Source organism: Pseudomonas sp. ICMP 10191 (genome assembly GCF_001467335.1).
Lineage (GTDB): Bacteria > Pseudomonadota > Gammaproteobacteria > Pseudomonadales > Pseudomonadaceae > Aquipseudomonas > Aquipseudomonas cerasi.
On the sequence record NZ_LKGW01000124.1, the window covers coordinates 242,267 to 258,622 of the forward strand.

The window sequence follows — 16,356 nt, forward strand, 5'->3', positions numbered from 1 at the left end:
CGCGTCCAGCAACTGCAGGGCATTCAAGTGAGCACTATCATTACCGCGAATGATGGAAGATCTTAGGTTGCAGCGGGCATTATGGGGCCTCGGCATGTTCCTGTTAAAACGCGAATTTTCAGGCGTTTTGTCGAATTGACAATCTTGTGGTTATGCCTGATGGTGTGCGTACCCAAATCAAACGGGCGTATGAAATGAGCGTTTGGTCGTCAGAGGGCTCTCACAGAATCCCGACTACCACGTCGCGGCGGTAAGCGTGTGATTTGGCGTGTTCATCGACGGCGACGTCGTAGCCCCGTCGGACATTGAGGTCCGGCGGGTATTGTTCAGCTTCCATATTGTGGAGATCAGTTGATGATTTACGAAGGTAAAGCCATCACGGTTAAGGCTCTTGAAAGTGGCATCGTCGAATTGAATTTCGACCTCAAGGGTGAGTCCGTCAACAAGTTCAACCGTCTCACCCTCAATGAGTTCCGCCAGGCAGTCGACGCGCTCAAGGCCGACGCATCGGTCAAGGGCGTGATCGTCACCAGTGGCAAAGATTCATTCATTGTCGGCGCCGATATCACCGAATTCGTCGACAACTTCAAGTTGCCGGAAGCTGAACTGGTCGCTGGCAATCTGGAAGCGAACAGGATTTTCAGTGATTTCGAAGACCTGAACGTGCCGACTGTCGTCGCAATCAACGGTATTGCGCTGGGCGGCGGTCTGGAAATGTGCCTGGCCGCAGATTATCGAGTCATCGCCAGCAGCGCTCGCGTCGGTCTGCCCGAGGTCAAGCTCGGCCTGTACCCGGGTTTTGGCGGCACCGTGCGTCTGCCACGCATTATCGGCGCTGACAACGCGATCGAGTGGATCGCCTCGGGCAAGGAAAACGCCGCAGAAGATGCGCTCAAGGTTGGTGCCGTGGACGCGGTGGTTGCGCCCGACAAGCTGCAGGCTGCCGCCCTTGATTTGATCCAGCGCGCCATTTCCGGCGAGTTCGATTACAAGGCCAAGCGTCAGCCGAAGCTGGACAAACTCAAGCTCAATGCCATCGAGCAGATGATGGCATTCGAAACCGCAAAAGGCTTTGTCGCAGGTCAGGCCGGCCCGAACTATCCGGCCCCGGTAGAAGCCATCAAGACCATCCAGAAAGCCGCCAACTTCGGTCGTGACAAGGCACTGGAGATCGAAGCTGCCGGTTTCGTGAAAATGGCCAAGACTGCTGCTGCGCAGAGCCTGATCGGCCTGTTCCTGAACGATCAGGAGCTGAAAAAGAAAGCCAAGGGTTACGACAAAATCGCCAAGGACGTGAAACAGGCTGCCGTACTGGGCGCCGGGATCATGGGCGGCGGTATTGCCTATCAGTCGGCAGTCAAAGGCACGCCGATCCTGATGAAGGATATTCGCGAAGAAGCCATTCAACTGGGTCTGAACGAAGCGTCCAAACTGCTTGGCGGTCGTCTGGAGAAAGGTCGTCTGACCGCTGCGAAGATGGCCGAAGCGCTTAACGCCATTCGTCCTACGCTGTCCTACGGCGATTTCGGTAACGTCGATCTGGTCGTCGAAGCAGTCGTCGAGAATCCCAAGGTCAAGCAGGCGGTACTGGCCGAAGTCGAAGCCAATGTGGGTGAAAACACCATTCTGGCGTCCAACACCTCGACCATCTCGATCAGCCTGCTGGCCCAGGCCCTCAAGCGCCCGGAAAACTTCGTCGGCATGCACTTCTTCAACCCTGTGCACATGATGCCGCTGGTGGAAGTGATCCGTGGCGAGAAATCCAGTGAAGAAGCGGTCGCCACGACCGTTGCCTACGCCAAGAAAATGGGCAAGAACCCGATCGTGGTCAACGATTGCCCGGGCTTCCTGGTGAACCGCGTGCTGTTCCCGTATTTCGGTGGTTTCGCCAGACTGGTCAGTGCAGGCGTGGATTTTGTGCGCATCGACAAGATCATGGAGAAATTCGGCTGGCCGATGGGGCCCGCCTATCTGATGGACGTGGTCGGTATCGACACCGGACACCACGGGCGTGATGTCATGGCCGAAGGCTTCCCTGATCGCATGAAGGACGATCGCCGCTCTGCGATCGACGCTCTGTACGATGCCAAGCGCCTCGGGCAGAAGAATGGCAAGGGTTTCTACGCGTACGAGACCGACAAGAAGGGCAAGCCCAAGAAGGTCAATGACCCGGCGGTGCTGGACGTGCTCAAGCCGATTGTCTACGAACAACGCGAGGTCAGCGATGAAGACATCGTCAACTGGATGATGATCCCGCTGTGCCTGGAAACGGTCCGCTGCCTGGAAGACGGCATTGTCGAAACCGCTGCCGAGGCTGACATGGGCCTGATCTACGGTATCGGTTTCCCTCCGTTCCGTGGCGGCGCGCTGCGCTACATCGATTCCATCGGTGTTGCCGAATTCGTTGCCCTGGCTGACCAATACGCCGAACTGGGTGCCCTGTATCAACCGACCGCGAAGCTGCGTGAGATGGCCGCCAATGGCCAGAGCTTCTTCGGTCAAGCGTCTTCCGAGGAATGAACCAATGAGCCTTAATCCAAGAGACGTCGTGATTGTCGACTTCGGTCGCACCCCGATGGGCCGCTCCAAGGGCGGCATGCACCGCAACACCCGCGCTGAAGATATGTCCGCGCACCTGATCAGCAAGTTGCTCGAGCGCAATAACAAGGTCGATCCGGCCGAAGTCGAGGATGTGATCTGGGGCTGCGTCAACCAGACCCTGGAGCAGGGCTGGAACATCGCGCGTATGGCGTCATTGCTGACCCAGATCCCGCACACCTCGGCCGCCCAGACGGTCAGCCGTCTTTGTGGTTCGTCCATGAGCGCGCTGCACACGGCTGCTCAGGCAATCATGACCAACAACGGTGACGTGTTCGTCATCGGCGGTGTCGAGCACATGGGGCATGTCAGCATGATGCATGGCGTCGACCCGAACCCGCACATGTCCCTGCACGCCGCCAAGGCCTCCGGCATGATGGGCCTGACCGCTGAAATGCTCGGGAAAATGCACGGCATCACCCGCGAGCAGCAGGACGCTTTCGGCCTGCGTTCCCACCAGCTGGCGCACAAGGCAACGCTGGAAGGCAAGTTCAAGGACGAGATCATCCCGATGCAGGGCTATGACGAGAACGGTTTCCTCAAGGTCTTCGACTACGATGAGACTATTCGTCCGGACACCACCCTGGAAAGTCTGGCGGCACTCAAGCCTGCCTTCAATCCAAAAGGTGGCACCGTGACTGCCGGTACGTCTTCGCAGATCACCGACGGTGCGTCGTGCATGATCGTCATGTCGGCCCAGCGTGCCCAGGACCTCGGCATCCAGCCGATGGCGGTGATTCGTTCGATGGCGGTGGCCGGTGTCGACCCCGCAATCATGGGTTATGGTCCGGTTCCGGCCACTCAGAAAGCGCTCAAGCGCGCTGGTCTGAGTATTGCCGATATCGACTTCTTCGAGCTCAACGAAGCCTTCGCTGCACAGGCCTTGCCGGTGTTGAAAGATTTGAAAGTGCTCGACAAGATGAACGAGAAGGTTAACCTGCACGGCGGCGCCATCGCTCTGGGGCATCCTTTCGGGTGTTCCGGTGCACGCATCTCCGGCACTTTGCTCAATGTCATGAAGCAAAATGGCGGCACCTTCGGTGTGTCGACCATGTGTATTGGTCTGGGTCAGGGCATCGCGACCGTTTTCGAACGCGTCTGATTCCTGAGTGTGATGCGAGCCGGGGCTTGGTGCCCCGGCTTTTGTTTTTTGGAAAAATGGTTTCAGGCAAATTTTCTGGACGTGTTACAAGAGGACCGCGACATGCAATTGCAGCCAGGGCTCTATCGCCATTACAAGGGCCCGCACTACCGGGTTTTCAGCGTTGCAAAACATTCCGAAACCGAAGAGGAAGTCGTGTTCTATCAGGCTTTGTACGGCGATTTCGGCATGTGGGTACGTCCCTTGAGCATGTTTCTGGAGTCGGTCGAGGTTGACGGCGAGCACGTCCCGCGCTTTGCTCTGATTGAGGCTGAACCCAGCCTGTTTTCCCGAACGTGAGAGGCGATTGCACAACAGGCTGTGCTTGACCTCACCTTGTAGCCACTATATATAGCGTGGCCTTTACAAGCTCCTCACTGTCTTTCATCTAGTATTCAGGAATTTTCTGATCCATGGGCAAATCGCTGGTCATCGTGGAATCCCCGGCTAAGGCCAAGACCATCAACAAGTATTTGGGCAACCAGTACGTGGTGAAGTCGAGTATCGGCCATATCCGAGACCTGCCCACCAGCGGTTCGGCGAGTGCCGCCAAAGATCCTGCCGCCAAGCGTGGCAAGGCCGCTGCGGGCGAAGGCCCGGTACTGACGCCGAAAGAAAAGGCGCAACGCCAGCTGGTCTCGCGCATGGGAGTCGATCCGGAACACGGCTGGAAAGCCAAGTACGAGATCCTCCCCGGCAAGGAAAAGGTCATCGAAGAGCTGCGCAAGCTCGCCAAGGATGCCGACACCATCTATCTCGCGACGGACTTGGACCGCGAAGGGGAAGCCATTGCCTGGCACCTGCGCGAAGCCATTGGTGGTGATGACAGCCGCTACAAGCGCGTGGTGTTCAACGAGATCACCAAGAAAGCCATCCAGGAGGCGTTTTCCAAGCCAGGCGAACTGGACATTGCCCGGGTCAATGCCCAGCAGGCGCGTCGCTTCCTCGACCGCGTCGTCGGCTACATGGTTTCCCCACTGCTCTGGCAGAAAGTTGCCCGTGGCTTGTCCGCCGGGCGTGTGCAGTCGGTTGCGGTGAAGCTGGTGGTCGAGCGCGAGCGTGAAATCCGCGCGTTCAACCCTGAAGAATACTGGGAGATCCACGCCGATCTGGGCACCGCCAAGGGCGCCAACGTGCGTTTCGAAGTAGCGCGTGAAAACGGCGAAGCGTTCAAACCGCTCAATGAAACCCAGGCCATGGCCGCTCTTGAAAAGCTCAAGGCGTCCAGCTACAGCATCGTCAAGCGTGAAGACAAGCCGACCAGCAGCAAGCCATCGGCGCCGTTCATCACCTCGACCCTGCAGCAGGCGGCGAGCAACCGTCTGGGCTTCGGCGTAAAGAAGACCATGATGATGGCCCAGCGCTTGTACGAAGCGGGCTACATCACTTACATGCGTACCGACTCGACCAACCTATCGGCTGATGCAGTCAGCATGGCGCGTGACTACATCCAGACCGAATTCGGCAAGAAGTACCTGCCGGAGTCGCCCAACGTCTACAGCAGCAAGGAAGGCGCGCAAGAGGCTCACGAAGCGATTCGACCTTCCGACGTCAACACTCACCCGAGCAAACTGACCGGGATGGAGCGTGACGCCGAGCGTCTTTACGAGTTGATCTGGCGCCAGTTCGTGGCCTGCCAGATGCTGCCTGCGCAATACCTGTCGACCACCGTCACGGTCGCCGCCAGCGATTTCGAGCTGCGCGCCAAGGGCCGCATCCTGAAATTCGATGGTTATACCCGTGCGCTGCCGCAGATGGCCAAGCCGGGCGATGACGATGTTTTGCCGGACATGGCACAGGGCGAAACCCTGAAGCTGAACAAGCTCGATCCAAGCCAGCACTTCACCAAGCCGCCTGCGCGTTACTCGGAAGCGAGTCTGGTCAAGGAGATGGAAAAGCGGGGCATTGGTCGCCCGTCGACCTACGCAGCGATCATCTCGACCATCCAGGACCGTGGCTACGTGGCGTTGCATAACCGCCGCTTCTACTCGGAAAAGATGGGCGACATCGTCACCGGACGTCTGTCCGAAAGCTTTTCCAACCTGATGGACTATGGCTTTACCGCCGGGATGGAAGAAAACCTCGACGACGTGGCTCAGGGGGAGCGCGACTGGAAAAACGTGCTGGACGAGTTCTACGGTGATTTCCGTAAAAAGCTCGACGTGGCCGAGGCCGCTGATGGCGGCATGCGCGCCAACCAGCCGGTGATGACCGACATCCCGTGCAAAGTGTGCGGCCGTCCGATGCAGATCCGTACAGCCTCGACGGGCGTTTTCCTGGGTTGCTCCGGCTACAGCCTGCCACCCAAGGAGCGCTGCAAGGCGACCGTCAATCTGACTCCCGGCGACGAAATTGCCGACGATGACGAGGGTGAGTCCGAATCGCGGGTTCTGCGAGGCAAGCATCGCTGCCCGATCTGCAGCACGGCGATGGACGCCTACCTGCTGGACGAGAAGCACAAGCTGCATATTTGCGGCAACAACCCTGATTGCACTGGTTACGAGATCGAGGAAGGCACTTACCGTATCAAAGGCTATGAAGGTCCGAGCCTGGAGTGTGACAAGTGTGGCAGCGAGATGCAGCTCAAGACCGGCCGTTTCGGCAAGTTCTTCGGCTGCACCAACCCGGACTGCAAGAACACCCGCAAACTGCTGAAAAGCGGTGACGCAGCGCCGCCGAAGATGGACCCGGTAAAGATGCCGGAACTCAAGTGCGACAAGGTTGACGATACCTACATACTGCGTGATGGCGCTTCGGGCCTGTTCCTGGCCGCCAGCCAGTTCCCGAAGAATCGCGAAACCCGCGCACCACTGGTCATCGAAATCGCCCCGCACAAGGACGAAATCGATCCCAAGTATCACTTCCTTTGCGAAGCGCCGAAGAAGGATCCGGACGGTCGTCCAGCAGTGATCCGCTACAGTCGCAAGACCAAAGAGCAATACGTCCAGACCGAAGTAGAGGGCAAGCCTACCGGCTGGCGTGCGTTCTACGACGGCAGCGCCTGGAAGGTTGAAGACAAGCGTTGATCGCAAGCGCGCGGCTCAAGAGGGCCGGGCGCTGTTTTCGATAGGCATCAGCCTGTTTCGCCGGCCTGTCCAGGCGCCGCAGGCTATGCTGTTCTCTATCCCATCGTTGTGGAGAGTGTCGCCATGGCCCATGAGCTCTATACCCGTACCAACCAGAAAATCTATTTCGCAGGGCTCTCGCTCGAGGCGTTGGGCAGGGCGGAGAAGGGGCAGGCGGTGAACTCTCCTGCGTTGTTGCAGGCAGAGCGCGAGTCCGCGCTGTTTCATCTCTACGGTGCGCTGCTGGGCCTGTGCCACGAGATCGCAGGCTACTACCATCTGCCACAAGCCGGTACGCGTCGTGCGGAAGAATTGTTGACGCAGGAAGTGTTGGACGCCATCGCCATCCCCGAAATGGCCGAGCTGGTAGAGCTTGCCCAGAATCGCCAGACATGGCTTGCGCAACTGCTGTCGGCCTATAACGCGTTATATGAGCCGCCTCGTGCGCCGAAAAAGCTCAAGGGTGATGTCACGCAGCCGATGATACAGGCAGTGAACCTGGACGCCGAGCCGGAGTCTGAACTCTCACGTGAAGAGCTTGAAAATTGGCGTCAACAACTCAAAGGGTTGGCCATCCGTTTTCGTGAAGGCCTGAGCGAATGCTGAAAACCAATGAAGTAAGGGCTGGCAGGCTGTTACAATGCCGGCTTATCGCGGAGTAACTGTACCAATGCCTACCTCTTTCCTGGAAATTGTCGAACTACCTGACGGACGTATAGAGCTGCGTCGTGCCGATGACGAGGGTTCCCTGGTAACGCTTGATTTCTCTGCGGATGCCAAAGCGTTCATGCAAGGTCAGCATGTCGAAGTCGCCAAAGCCATGTTGAGTGTGGGTGTGCAGATGGCTGGCCGCCTGGCTGAAGGCGAAATCGAAAAGGATGATGTGCCTCACGTTCTGCACTGATCGACGACTGGGCCTCAGCCCAGCCGAATGTTCAGGCTCTGTGCCTCCCCGATTTTTGCTGCACTGATCAATTGCTGACGCGCTATGGCGCCCAGCGGGTTGATCCAGCTCACCACCGTATGACTACGGCCCAGTCGAAGTGCTTCGCGCGTCAGCTCCAGTACGCTTTGCGTGCCGCGTGGCTGCAGCAGAAGAATTCGCTCCCTGTTGAGCCCCGCATCGCGCAGCCATGTCTGGGTCAGGCTGGATGGCGGTGCGATCAGCGTCAGCCAGCGCGCATCCAGTTCCTCGCTCAATTCCCGAAGGATGGGTGCAAGAAGGTTGAGGCAGTTCCCGGCAGCGCCACGCAATGACAGTTCACTGAAGGGCTCTGGGTCGTTGCTCCACGGCGTTTCGACTGCATCTGTGAGCAGAGGGGCGATGGGCTGGGCCAGAAACGCCTCGAACAGCGGCAATTGCGAATGCGGTGCTTGATGGAACTGCATAACGTCTCCTTAGCGGCGAATGACGCCGACGCTTAAACCTTCGATCACCAGTTCCTGATCCTTGAGATCGACCTCGATGGGTGCGAAATCAGGGTTTTCCGCCAGCAGCCAGACCTTGCTGCCTTCGCGCTTGAAGCGCTTGACGGTCACTTCATCGCCGATCCGGGCAACCACGATCTGGCCGTTGCGGGCCTCGCGCGTGGTGTGCACGGCGAGCAGATCGCCATCCAGAATGCCGACGTCCTTCATGCTCATGCCGTGAACGCGCAACAGGTAGTTGGCGCTCGGGTGGAAGAAGGACGGGTTGATGTTGCAGGACTCTTCGATGTGTTGCTGAGCCAGGATCGGTGCACCTGCTGCGACGCGGCCGATGACCGGCAGGCTGCTGTCATCGGGCCGCGCTTCGAAGCCGGGAATTCGAATGCCGCGTGAAGCACCCGGAGTCATTTCGATGGCGCCCTTACGGGCCAGGGCCTTGAGGTGCTCTTCCGCCGCGTTGGGCGATTTGAAGCCCAGCTCCTGAGCGATTTCCGCACGTGTCGGCGGGAACCCGTTGTCTTCCAGGCAGCGTTTGATGAAACCCAGGATTTCAGCCTGGCGTGGCGTCAGTTTGATCATGAGGGGCGCTCTGGCTTTTTATACAGTGACTGGGATTATATACAGTGAAGGCGCGTTGGCAATCATCCATTTCATTTTCGCCGCCAGGCGGTGGTCAACCCGCGTAGCGCTTCTCGTCCAAAACCTCGGTAACACCTGCGTTTTGTCATTTAACATCCATTACCGTGACTGTTCGGCCACAAAATGAACGGCCCGGCTTGACAACCGAGGCGTTTGATACGTATGTTTCAAACGTTCGTTTGTTAGGCAGAGAGCCATGGCCCAGTCGGAAACCGTTGAACGCATTCTTGATGCTGCCGAGCAGTTGTTTGCAGAGAAAGGCTTTGCCGAAACGTCCTTGCGCCTTATCACCAGCAAGGCGTCGGTCAATCTGGCAGCAGTGAACTATCACTTCGGCTCGAAGAAGGCGTTGATCCAGGCCGTATTCTCGCGTTTTCTGGGACCCTTCTGCATCAGTCTTGATCGCGAACTGGAACGTCGCCAGGCAAAGCCCGAGCACAAGCCAAGCCTTGAGGAACTGCTGGAGATTCTCGTCGAGCAGGCGCTTGTGGTGCAGCCACGCAGCGGTAACGACCTGTCGATCTTCATGCGCCTGCTGGGGCTTGCCTTCAGTCAGAGCCAGGGCCACCTGCGCCGCTACCTCGAAGACATGTATGGCAAGGTGTTCCGTCGCTACATGACACTGGTCAACGAAGCGGCCCCGCGCATTCCGCCCATCGAGCTGTTCTGGCGCGTGCACTTCATGCTCGGTGCTGCCGCGTTCAGCATGTCCGGCATCAAGGCCCTGCGCGCCATTGCCGAGACCGATTTCGGCGTCAATACCTCCATCGAGCAGGTCATGCGCCTGATGGTACCGTTTCTGGCCGCCGGCATGCGCGCCGACACCGGCGTCAGCGACCCGGCAATGATCGCCGCGCAGCTCAGGCCGCGTACCAAGAGCAGCACCGGCACACCAGCGGTCGCCAAGGCCTGAAGCCCTTGCCCTGAATCAAGCGGCACCGGCGTGTCGGATTGCGTCGGGCTTCAGGATCAAGCACCATGCCCGGATTGTGAACGAGCACTGGTGTGTAAGGGTTTTTCTATGAGTTCTGGCCTGCAAGGCTCCCTGATGGTCGATGTCGCCGGCACCTGGCTGACCAGCGAAGACCGTCAGTTTTTGCGTCAGCCCGAAGTGGGCGGTTTGATCATCTTTGCCCGAAACATCGAGCATCCCCGTCAGGTTCGTGAGCTGAGCGCCGCAATTCGGGCCGTGCGCCCGGACCTGCTGCTGGCCGTCGACCAGGAGGGCGGCAGGGTGCAGCGCCTGCGTGAGGGGTTCGTACGCTTGCCGCCAATGCGTGCCATTGCCGACAAGCCTGATGCCGAGCTTCTGGCTGAACACTGCGGCTGGCTGATGGCGACCGAAGTGCTGGCGGTCGGACTGGACCTGAGCTTCGCCCCGGTGCTGGACCTCGACTACCAGCGCAGCGCCGTGGTCGGCACGCGTTCGTTCGAAGGCGATCCGCAGCGCGCGGCGTTGCTGGCAGGGGCGTTCATTCGTGGGATGAACGCTGCAGGCATGGCTGCCACCGGCAAGCATTTTCCCGGCCACGGCTGGGCTGAAGCCGATTCTCATGTGGCTATTCCGAATGACGAGCGCAGCCTCGAAGAGATCCGCGCCAGTGATCTGGTGCCGTTTGCACGTCTGAGTCAGCAACTGGCTGCAGTGATGCCGGCGCATGTCATCTACCCGAAAGTCGATTCGCAGCCCGCAGGCTTTTCAAGGCGCTGGTTGCAGGACATTTTGCGCGACGAACTGCAATTTGACGGTGTTATTTTCAGTGACGACCTGTCGATGGCCGGCGCTCATGTGGTCGGGGATGCGGCGAGCCGTATCGAAGCGGCGCTGACAGCCGGATGCGACATGGGCCTGGTGTGCAACGACCGGGCGGCCGCCGAGCTTGCGCTGGGCGCTGCGCAGCGTCTGAAGGTCAAGCCTTCGCCACGTATCGCGCGCATGCGCGGTCAGGCATCGGCCAGTACCGACTATCGGCAACACCCGCGCTGGCAGACCGCGCTCCAGGCTCTGCGCGCTGCTCAACTGATCGATTAAGGATTTGCGATGACTGTTTACGCGATTATTGGCGGCACCGGCCTGACCCAGCTCGAGGGCCTGAACATTCGGCAATCCCTGCCGATGAACACCCCTTATGGCGCACCTTCCAGCGAAATCCAGATCGGCGACTATGCCGGTCGCGAGGTGATGTTTCTGGCGCGCCACGGCCACCCGCACCGCTTGCCGCCGCATCAGGTCAACTACCGGGCCAATATCTGGGCACTGAAGCAGGCGGGTGCCGAAGCGATTCTTGCGGTCAACGCAGTCGGTGGCATTCATCCGGCCATGGGCACCGGGCATTTCTGTGTGCCGCATGATCTGGTCGACTACACCAGCGGTCGCCAGCACACGTTCTTTGCCGATGATCTGGAAGAGGTCACGCACATCGACTTCAGCTATCCATACAGCGAGCCCCTGCGCGCCCGGCTGATTGCAGCATTGACTGCCGAGGGATGCGCGTTCTCCGACCGGGGCGTCTATGCCTGCACCCAGGGACCGCGTCTGGAGACCGTTGCCGAAATCATCCGCCTGGAGCGCGATGGCTGCGACATCGTTGGCATGACTGGCATGCCCGAGGCCGCGCTGGCTCGTGAGCTGGAGCTTGAATACGCCTGCCTGGCGCTGGTGGTCAATCCGGCAGCGGGCAAGTCGACGACCGTCATTACCATGGCGGAAATCGAACAGGCCCTGCGTGAGGGGATGGGCAAGGTGAAGGCCACGCTTGCCCGGGTCCTGTCGGCGTCCTGAGTTACAGCATGCGCTTGAGGGTATTGTCCTTGCGCACCAGGTGGTGCCAGAGCGCAGCAATCACATGCAGACCGATGACATAGTAGAAGATCGAGCCCAGCAGTTTGTGCACGTCTTCGAACGTCTCGGCCAGGTGGTCCGAGGTGGCCAGCGGCCAGGGAATCTGCAGATCGGTGAGGGGAATGGGCAGCGCGCCTTTTTCCACCATCACTGTCAGCAGGCCCAGTAACGGCTGGGCAAACAGGAACGCATACAGCGCGTAATGGGTCAGGGTTGCGACGATGCGCAACGCTCCTTCAAGCGGCGGTGTGATCCCGGGCGGACGATGACGTCGACGCTCGGCGACACGGAAAAACGCCATGATCAGAATCAGAATGCCGACCCAGTAGTGGCTCTGCACGACCAGCAAGCGGTATTCCGAGCCCTTGCTGAACTGGGTGCGGCTCAGAATCAGGGTGTACGCCAGCACGATCAGAATGGCCATGGCCCAGTGCAGCCATCTGGCTCGGGCGGTGTAGCGTTGAGAAGTCGATGCATCCACGGTTTGATTCCTTGTCTCTTTTTTTGCAGGACTGATAGACAGCTTAGGCTGTCTATCAGGCGCCTGCGTTTCATGTTGGCCTGATTTTTTTCACGTGTATCTCTGCGCCACTGCATATGGCAAATACACAGCACGTGAGATACGCGACGGAACCTGTGCTCACGGGTGGCTTCATATGCCGTGAATATTCACCCGGGAGCAAGTCTTGACCAGTGCCAATCCACCTGTCGGCCCAGCGACACCTGTGTCCGCCAGTGTTTCATTGAATGTACTGACCATGAACATGCACATGGGCTTTGGCATTTTCAATCGCCGCTTCATTCTGCCCGAGCTGCGTGAAGCTGTGCGCACTGTATCGGCCGATATCGTGTTTCTTCAGGAAGTGCACGGCGAACACCAGAGCCACGCGCGCAGGGTCAAGGACTGGCCGACGATTTCGCAGTACGAGTTTCTGGCCGACAGCATGTGGAGTGATTTTGCCTACGGCCGCAACGCGGTGTATCCGGATGGCGATCATGGCAACGCGTTGCTGTCCAAATACCCGATCATCCAGCATGAAAACCTCGACATTTCCATTCATGGCACCGAGCAGCGCGGCTTGTTGCACTGCATTCTAGAGGTGCCACACGCGGGCCGGGTGCATGCGGTCTGTGTGCACCTGGGACTGCGTGAAAGCCATCGACGTCAGCAGCTCAAACTGCTTAACGAGCTGATGGCGCGTATTCCCGAAGGCGAGCCGGTGATCGTTGCCGGTGACTTCAATGACTGGCGCCAGCGCGCCGATGCGTCGCTGCAGGGCAGCGGGCTGCACGAGGTTTTCGTAGAGCGCTTCGGGGCGCCGGCGAAAAGCTTTCCGGCCCGTTGGCCATTACTCCGGCTGGACCGGATCTATGTGCGCAATGCAACGTCCCACCGGCCGAAAGTGTTGTCCAGCCGACCGTGGTCCCACCTTTCCGATCATGCACCGCTGGCGGTGGAGTTGACCTTATGAGCAATACGACAGGGCAGTGGCGCGACGGCAACTCGGTAGAGTTGCTGATCAATGGCGAGGATTTCTACGCCCGGGTATTCGAGTGCATACGTGCCGCGCGCAAAGAGGTGCTGATCGAGACCTTCATCATTTTTGAAGACCGAATCGGCGAGGGTCTGCAACAGGCGTTGCTCGAAGCCGCTGCGAATGGCGCGAAGGTGGTCGTCACGGTGGATGACTATGGCACCTCGGATCTGAGTTCGACGTTTGTCAAAACCATGATCGACGCCGGTATCCAGATTCAGCTGTTCGATCCGCGCCCAAGGTTCATGGGCATGCGCACCAACCTGTTTCGCCGGCTGCACCGCAAGGTGGTGGTGATCGACGGCGAATTGGGCTTTATCGGCGGCATCAATTACAGCGTCGATCACATGACTGACACGGGGGTGACGGCCAAACAGGACTATGCCGTTCTGGTCCGCGGCCCGATTGTTGGCGATATTCACCACAGCGCGTTGAATATGCTCAGCAAGGTCGTTCGTGACAAATTGCCGCCCGTTGCACTGAAGCTGGACCGCGCCGGTGACGCCAGCATGCTGCTCGCCGAGCGTGACAATGACGAGCACAGTACCGATATCGAAGAGCAGTACCTGAAGGCGATTCGCGCTGCGAAGCAACGGATCACCTTGGCCAATGCGTATTTTTACCCCAGCTATCGCTTTCTGCGTGAGCTGCGCAATGCATCACGGCGGGGCGTCAAGGTCACCCTTATTTTGCAAGGTCAGCCCGACATGCCGTTCGTACGGGTTTGCTCGCGGTTGACGTACACCTATCTGCTGCGCGACGGCGTGGTCATTCATGAGTACAAGCAACGTGCACTGCACGGCAAGGTCGCGCTGATCGATCAGGACTGGTCCACCGTGGGCTCCAGCAATCTTGACCCGCTGAGCCTCGCGCTGAACCTGGAAGCCAATCTGTTCATTCGTGATCGCGGGCTCAATGATCATCTGCAAAACCACCTGATGGAGCTTGCCGCTGCGCACAGCAAGCAGATGAGCCTCAAGGGCGCGGCGCGTGGCCAGTGGTGGCGTGCGCCGATGATCGTCTTGAGTTTCTTTTTCCTGCGCCGTTTTCCGGCCATTGCCGGTTTGTTCCCGGTTCACGGTGTGCGCCTCAAGCCCCTGCGTGCCGGTGATGTAGTGCCCGAAGCGAAAGTGATCGAACAGCAGCAGAACAACCATCCGATGGACCAGGAGAAAACCCTATGACCCAAGCCACGCAGGCAGCGCCGCAAAGCGCGCAGGGAACCAAGTGGAAATGGGCAAAGCGGGCGTTCAATCTGTTTTTCTTTATCGCCGTCCCGGTTCTGCTGTTTATGCTGGTCAAGAAGCTTGACTGGCAAGAGGTGAAACAGGCGTTGGCGTCCTACAAGGCCAGCACCCTGGCTATCGCGGCTGTTGTGGCCTTTGCCAGCTACGCGACCTACTGCGGCTTTGACGTGTTGGCGCGTTATTACACCCGGCACACATTGTCGATCAAGCAGATCGTGCCGGTGACGTTTGTCTGCTACGCGTTCAACCTCAACCTCAGTTCCTGGGTGGGCGGCATTGCCTTGCGTTACCGCTTGTATTCGCGACTGGGGCTGGATGTTTCGACCATCACGCGGATTCTCAGCCTGAGCCTGATTACCAACTGGCTGGGCTACATGCTGCTGGCCGGTTTTGTGTTTTCGATGCGCTTTCTGGAGTTGCCCAAGGAGTGGTCGATCGGCACCACAACCCTGCAATTGATCGGCTTCGGACTGTTGGCGGTGTGTTTTGCGTACCTGCTGGCCTGCCGGTTTTCGAAAAAACGCTCATGGACCATCCGTGATCAGGAGTTCAATCTGCCGTCGATGAAGCAGGCGCTGATGCAGGCCAGTCTGGGCGCTCTGAACTGGTCGTTGATGGCCGCGGTGATTTACACCCTGCTGCCGGACAAGGCGTTTTATCCGGCGATTCTCGGTGTGTTGCTGATCAGCAGCATCGCCGGTGTGATCACTCACATTCCAGCGGGCCTCGGTGTGCTTGAGACCGTGTTTATCACCTTACTGGCGCACCAGTTCTCCAAGGGCAGCCTGCTCGCAGCGCTGATCGGCTACCGCGCGATCTACTTCCTGCTGCCGCTGCTGCTGGCACTGGTGGTGTATCTGGTGCTGGAAAAACGCGCGAAGAAAATGGGCGAGAAGAACCAGCAACGCATGGGCGAGGAAGCCAAATCCTGAGGGCTCAGCCCTCAGTCATCAAACCCGACCTGCTCGTGTATTTCATCGACCTTGAGTTCCAGGCGATAGGCCACGGCAATGAACAGCGCCTGGCACAGGCATAGCGTGGCGCTCAGCGAGCGGAAGGCGAACGAGCTGCCCTCGTTGACCAGCAACACCGAGTTGGCGCGCTTGGCCAGCGGCGACAGGTTGCTGTCGGTGATGATCAGCGTCTTGGCCTGGTGGTGCTGGGCGATGCGCAGGCAGTGCTGGGTCTCCTTGCCATAGGGCGTGAAGCTGATGGCAATCACCAGGTCATTGGCGCGCACACTGCGCATTTGCTCGCGATAGCTGCCCCCCAGGCCGGAGATGAGATGAATGCGCTTGTTGGTGTGTTGCAGGTTGTAGACCAAATAATCAGCCACCGCGAATGAGCGGCGCACGCCCACCACATAGATGTTGTCGGCGTTGACCACCAGGTCCACGGCTTTCTCGAATTCATCGTCATCCAGTTCGACACTCAGGCGTTCCAGGCCGGAGAGGGTGGCGCTGACGCATTCGCGTGCCAGATCGCCTGCATTGGCCTTCTGTGACTTGTTGGCGATCAGGCTGCGGATACGCTGCTGGTAATTCTGCACCGGCGTGGTCTTGTGCGTATAAGCCTCGCGAAACAACGCCTGCATCTCGCTGAAACCGCTGAACCCGAAACGCTGGGAAAATCGCACGATGGCCGAAGGGTGGACTTCGCACTCGCGGGCGATGTCACTGATCCGGTCAACCATGATCCGGTCGCTCTGCTGGCTCATATAGCTGGCAATCCGCTTGAGCTGACGCGGCAGGCCCTCGTATTCATCAGTGATCAGCCGCAACAAGCCTTCGGCACTGTTCGGCGGCATGTCGACGCTCGTCCCGGGCAGAGTGGGCTGATCGGCGCTGGTCATATTCAAATC

Annotated in this window: 16 protein-coding genes; 12 read left to right on the top strand and 4 right to left on the bottom strand. The window is 58.9% G+C overall.

Features of this window, described 5'->3' with window-relative positions; genetic code table 11:
• The first annotated feature begins 354 nt into the window (after positions 1–354).
• From fadB to AO388_RS19520, 6 genes are all read left to right on the top strand, one after another.
• Positions 355–2,520 (top strand): fatty acid oxidation complex subunit alpha FadB, encoded by a 2,166-nt coding sequence (gene fadB, locus AO388_RS19495; RefSeq protein ID WP_058416953.1) that lies wholly within the window; start codon positions 355–357, stop codon positions 2,518–2,520.
• A 4-nt stretch (positions 2,521–2,524) separates the two neighbouring features.
• Entirely contained in the window at positions 2,525–3,700 is a 1,176-nt protein-coding gene (fadA, locus tag AO388_RS19500) for an acetyl-CoA C-acyltransferase FadA (protein ID WP_003370497.1), read from the top strand.
• Between the two features lie 102 nt (positions 3,701–3,802).
• Positions 3,803–4,039, top strand: coding sequence for a DUF1653 domain-containing protein (locus tag AO388_RS19505; protein WP_003370499.1), 237 nt, complete (start codon positions 3,803–3,805; stop codon positions 4,037–4,039).
• A gap of 113 nt (positions 4,040–4,152) precedes the next feature.
• On the top strand, positions 4,153–6,765 hold the full coding sequence (gene topA / locus AO388_RS19510; protein ID WP_003436352.1) for a type I DNA topoisomerase: 2,613 nt from the start codon (positions 4,153–4,155) through the stop codon (positions 6,763–6,765).
• A gap of 123 nt (positions 6,766–6,888) precedes the next feature.
• Positions 6,889–7,410 carry a DUF6586 family protein gene (locus tag AO388_RS19515; protein ID WP_058416954.1) on the top strand — a complete coding sequence of 174 codons (522 nt, stop codon included), beginning with the start codon at positions 6,889–6,891 and terminating at the stop codon, positions 7,408–7,410.
• Positions 7,411–7,474: 64 nt separating this feature from the next.
• Positions 7,475–7,708 carry a hypothetical protein gene (locus AO388_RS19520; RefSeq protein ID WP_003315798.1) on the top strand — a complete coding sequence of 78 codons (234 nt, stop codon included), beginning with the start codon at positions 7,475–7,477 and terminating at the stop codon, positions 7,706–7,708.
• 14 nt (positions 7,709–7,722) lie between these two features.
• On the opposite strand, the gene sulA is transcribed toward AO388_RS19520, so the two are convergent.
• Together sulA and lexA are read right to left on the bottom strand one after the other, a co-directional pair.
• Positions 7,723–8,193, bottom strand: a complete 471-nt coding sequence (gene sulA, locus AO388_RS19525) for an SOS-induced cell division inhibitor SulA (RefSeq protein ID WP_054081620.1) — start codon at positions 8,191–8,193, stop codon at positions 7,723–7,725.
• A gap of 9 nt (positions 8,194–8,202) precedes the next feature.
• Positions 8,203–8,811, bottom strand: coding sequence for a transcriptional repressor LexA (gene lexA / locus AO388_RS19530; protein ID WP_003315796.1), 609 nt, complete (start codon positions 8,809–8,811; stop codon positions 8,203–8,205).
• A gap of 256 nt (positions 8,812–9,067) precedes the next feature.
• Here lexA and psrA point away from each other — a divergent pair, with 256 nt between their 5' ends.
• The 3 genes from psrA to AO388_RS19550 all read left to right on the top strand — a co-directional run bounded on the left by psrA (position 9,068) and on the right by AO388_RS19550 (position 11,653).
• Positions 9,068–9,784: a transcriptional regulator PsrA gene (gene psrA / locus AO388_RS19540; protein ID WP_003370508.1), complete on the top strand. Its 717-nt coding sequence runs from the start codon at positions 9,068–9,070 to the stop codon at positions 9,782–9,784.
• 120 nt (positions 9,785–9,904) lie between these two features.
• Entirely contained in the window at positions 9,905–10,903 is a 999-nt protein-coding gene (gene nagZ / locus AO388_RS19545) for a beta-N-acetylhexosaminidase (RefSeq protein ID WP_170846041.1), read from the top strand.
• A 9-nt stretch (positions 10,904–10,912) separates the two neighbouring features.
• Entirely contained in the window at positions 10,913–11,653 is a 741-nt protein-coding gene (locus AO388_RS19550; protein WP_054081621.1) for an S-methyl-5'-thioinosine phosphorylase, read from the top strand.
• Between the two features lies 1 nt (position 11,654).
• On the opposite strand, the gene AO388_RS19555 is transcribed toward AO388_RS19550, so the two are convergent.
• A complete protein-coding gene (locus tag AO388_RS19555; RefSeq protein ID WP_003370513.1) occupies positions 11,655–12,194 on the bottom strand; it encodes a cytochrome b in 540 nt (179 codons plus the stop codon).
• Between the two features lie 205 nt (positions 12,195–12,399).
• Between AO388_RS19555 and AO388_RS19560 the strand changes: the two genes are divergently transcribed.
• From AO388_RS19560 to AO388_RS19570, 3 genes are read left to right on the top strand one after another with little or no spacing between them, the layout of a single operon-like run.
• Positions 12,400–13,185: an endonuclease/exonuclease/phosphatase family protein gene (locus tag AO388_RS19560; protein WP_003370515.1), complete on the top strand. Its 786-nt coding sequence runs from the start codon at positions 12,400–12,402 to the stop codon at positions 13,183–13,185.
• Entirely contained in the window at positions 13,182–14,432 is a 1,251-nt protein-coding gene (clsB, locus tag AO388_RS19565) for a cardiolipin synthase ClsB (protein WP_058416955.1), read from the top strand. The genes AO388_RS19560 and clsB overlap by 4 nt, the downstream gene beginning before the upstream one ends.
• Complete coding sequence (locus AO388_RS19570; RefSeq protein WP_054081622.1) at positions 14,429–15,427, top strand: lysylphosphatidylglycerol synthase domain-containing protein; 999 nt, start codon at positions 14,429–14,431, stop codon at positions 15,425–15,427. The genes clsB and AO388_RS19570 overlap by 4 nt, the downstream gene beginning before the upstream one ends.
• Before the next feature lie 11 nt (positions 15,428–15,438).
• On the opposite strand, the gene AO388_RS19575 is transcribed toward AO388_RS19570, so the two are convergent.
• Positions 15,439–16,347, bottom strand: coding sequence for a MurR/RpiR family transcriptional regulator (locus tag AO388_RS19575; RefSeq protein WP_003315787.1), 909 nt, complete (start codon positions 16,345–16,347; stop codon positions 15,439–15,441).
• Positions 16,348–16,356 lie beyond the last annotated feature (9 nt).